2 protein-coding genes and 2 pseudogenes are annotated in these 3,007 nt (G+C 72.6%); 2 read left to right on the top strand and 2 right to left on the bottom strand.

All coding sequences use genetic code 11. The features are described 5' to 3' along the window. Window positions 1-430: pseudogene (locus AB0G02_RS33430) on the top strand (class I SAM-dependent methyltransferase); the annotation flags it as partial. On the opposite strand, the gene AB0G02_RS33425 reads toward AB0G02_RS33430, so the two are convergent. Beyond that, window positions 348-779 carry a DUF4267 domain-containing protein gene (locus tag AB0G02_RS33425; protein ID WP_360802320.1) on the bottom strand — a complete coding sequence of 144 codons (432 nt, stop codon included), beginning with the start codon at window positions 777-779 and terminating at the stop codon, window positions 348-350. The pseudogene AB0G02_RS33430 and the gene AB0G02_RS33425 overlap by 83 nt on opposite strands. A gap of 457 nt (window positions 780-1,236) precedes the next feature. On the opposite strand from AB0G02_RS33425, the gene rox reads away from it, so the two are divergent. Next, window positions 1,237-2,652: a rifampin monooxygenase gene (rox, locus tag AB0G02_RS33420; RefSeq protein WP_360802323.1), complete on the top strand. Its 1,416-nt coding sequence runs from the start codon at window positions 1,237-1,239 to the stop codon at window positions 2,650-2,652. A 55-nt stretch (window positions 2,653-2,707) separates the two neighbouring features. Here rox and AB0G02_RS33415 read toward each other — a convergent pair. Beyond that, window positions 2,708-3,007 (bottom strand): annotated as a pseudogene (locus AB0G02_RS33415) (FAD-dependent monooxygenase); the annotation flags it as partial.

The raw sequence follows: 3,007 nt of genomic DNA, 5'->3' as shown, positions 1-3,007 counted from the left end.
CGCGGTGTTCGACGTGGCCCAGTCGACGTTCGCCCTGCACGCGTTGCCGCCCGAGGTGCGCGACGGCGTGCTGGCCGACCTGGTCGGGCACGTCGGCGTGCTCGCCCTGGTCGAGTTCGACGTGCCGGACCTGCCGCACGCGAGCCCCGAGCACCGCCGGTTCCTGGCCGAGGCCTACGAGCGGGGGCTGGCCGAGTACGACGAGGACCGGGCGTTGGTGGCGCAGGGCTTCCTGATGCCGGTGCTGACCGGCCAGCTGGTGCCGGGCGCGACCCGCTCGACCTGGGAGCAGCCCGCCTCGCGGTGGGCCGAGCAGGTCAAGCGGGCCGGGTTCACCGACGTCCGGGTCACACGACTGCGGGACTACTGGTGGTCACCGGCGTTCCTGCTGACCGCTTCCGGGTCTCCCACAGCAGCGACGCGGCGGTGACGAGGACCAGCACGGCGGCCGAGCCGTGCACCGCCAGCGCGTAGCCGACCGTGCCGCCGTTGGACATCACGGCGATGCAGTCACCGATCGGGATGATCGCGTCGGCCAGCACCACCCAGCCGAGGGCACGGCGGTGGCCGAGCAGCAGCAGCACGAGGGCGGTCAGCCCGTAGGCGAGGTCGCGGACGCCCTTGACCACGTAGTAGCCGCCGGCTTCGCCCTGCGGCCACGGGTCGATCCCGAACCCGGACGCCGCGCCCAGCGGGTCGAGCAGGAAGTTGAGGCCGAAGGCGAAGCCGGCCAGGACGACGAACGTGGCGAGGACGGTGTTGATCCGCTGGTGCGACATGGCGCCGACTCCGTTTTCTAGCAGTGCTAGGTACACGAGCAACACTAGTCATAGTCGCGCTCGAATGTCTAGCACTGCTAGAAAACGAGCCATCCGTCATGGTCACGGGTACGAGTTCGGCGTGCCCACCGGGAGTCGTGAGCACGCCGGGAAACGAGTGGACGGGGTGGTGCCCGGCCTTGTAGCTTGCCGTTGACCGTGACACCGCCCGAGGAGGTGAGACCCATGAACGCTGCATCGACGTGGGTGCTCCCCCTGCCCGTCACGGCCGGCGATTGACGTAGGTGTCGCCGGGAGCGCCCCATCACCAAGGCACTCCCGAAAGGCCACACCTGTGCACTCCTCGCACTCCACCGCCGAACCGCCGTCGAACGACGCGGCCCGGCGCGATCCCACCGCGGGCGACGCCCCCGGACTCCCCTCGCCGGCCTCCGGCGCCGATCGCGCGCTCTTCGACGTGATCATCGCCGGCTGCGGGCCGACCGGCGCGATGCTGGCCGCCGAGCTGCGGCTGCACGACGTGCGGGTGCTCGTCCTGGAGCAGGAGACTGAGCCCGCGTCGTTCGTCCGCATCGTCGGCCTGCACATCCGCAGCCTGGAGCTGATGGCGATGCGCGGCCTGCTCGACCGCATCGCCCGGCACGGCCGACGCCGTCCGGCCGCCGGTTTCTTCGCCGCCATCGACAAACCCGAGCCCGAGGGCCTGGACTCCGCGCACGCCTACCTGCTGGGCATCCCGCAGCCGGTCATCGTCCGCCTGCTCGAAGAACACGCGGTCGCGCTGGGCGCGGAGGTCCGGCACGGGTGCGCGCTGGCCGGTTTCGAGCAGGACGACGACGGCGTGACCGTCCGGCTGGCGGACGGGGAGCGGCTGCGGTCGCGCTACCTCGTCGGCTGTGACGGCGCGCGCAGCGCGGTGCGCAAGCTGCTCGGCGTCGGCTTCCCCGGCGAGCCCTCGCGGAACGAGACGCTGATGGGCGAGGTGGGAGTGGGCGTGCCGCGGGAGGAGATCGCGCCGAAGGTGGCCGAGGTCCGCGAGACCGACAAGCGGTTCACCCTCACGCCCTTCGGCGAAGAGGTCTACCGCGTCGTCGTCCCCGCCGCGGGCGTCAGCGGCCGTGCCGAACCGCCGACCCTCGACGAGTTCAAAGAGCGGCTGCGCGCCGTCGCCGGGACCGACTTCGGCGTGCACTCCCCGCGCTGGTTGTCCCGCTTCGGGGACGCCACCCGGCTGGCCGAGCGCTACCGGGTCGGGCGGGTGCTGCTGGCCGGGGACTCGGCGCACATCCACCCGCCCATCGGCGGACAGGGTCTCAACCTGGGCGTCCAGGACGCGGTCAACCTCGGGTGGAAGCTGGCCGCGCAGGTCCGCGGCTGGGCGCCGGCAGGGCTGCTGGACACCTATGAGGCCGAACGCCACCCGGTCGCGGAGGACGTGCTGGACAACACCCGCGCCCAGGTGGAACTGCTGTCCCCCGGACCGGGCCCGCGGGCCGTGCGCAGGCTGCTCACCGAGCTGATGGACTTCGACGAGGTGAACCGCCACCTGATCGAGAAGATCACCGCGATCGGCGTCCGCTACGACTTCGGCGCGGGCCCGGACCTGCTCGGCCGCCGCCTGCGCGACGTCGACGTGCGGCAGGGCCGCCTCTACGACCTGCTGCACCGCGGGCGCGGCCTGCTGCTGGACCGCACCGAACGCCTGACCGCCGGCGGCTGGTCGGACCGGGTCGACCACCTCGGGGATCCGACCGCGGCGCTGGACGTCCCGTGCGTCCTGCTGCGCCCGGACGGCCACGTCGCCTGGATCGGTGACGACCAGCGGGACCTGGACGACCACCTGGCCCGCTGGTTCGGGGAGCCCACCGGCTGATCCGGCCCCGTGGCGCGGTCGGCCGGGGTGATCGTCGCTCCGGCCGGCCGTTCAACTACACGGGGCTGAGGGTGTCGTCCCACTCGATCCGGTGGTCGAACTGCCAGGTGAACTTCGCCGGGTCGACGAGCTTCATCGCCAACGGCATCAGGGCGTCGCGCAGCACCCGCCCCACCGGACCGGCGGCCTTGTCGCGGTTCGTGCGCGCCGCCTGCGCGATGATCCGCTCGACCCGCGTCCGGCGCAGCGACTCGTAGGCGCGGAACGCCTCGTCGTGCGGCAGGTCGCGCAGGCAGCGGGCCAGTTGCACGGCGCTCTCGCACGCCAGCGACGCGCCCTGGCCGGACCTGGGTGA

The sequence above is a fragment of the Actinosynnema sp. NPDC023658 genome (assembly GCF_040639995.1).
GTDB lineage: Bacteria > Actinomycetota > Actinomycetes > Mycobacteriales > Pseudonocardiaceae > Actinosynnema.
This window is presented reverse-complemented; position numbering and strand designations above follow the sequence as displayed.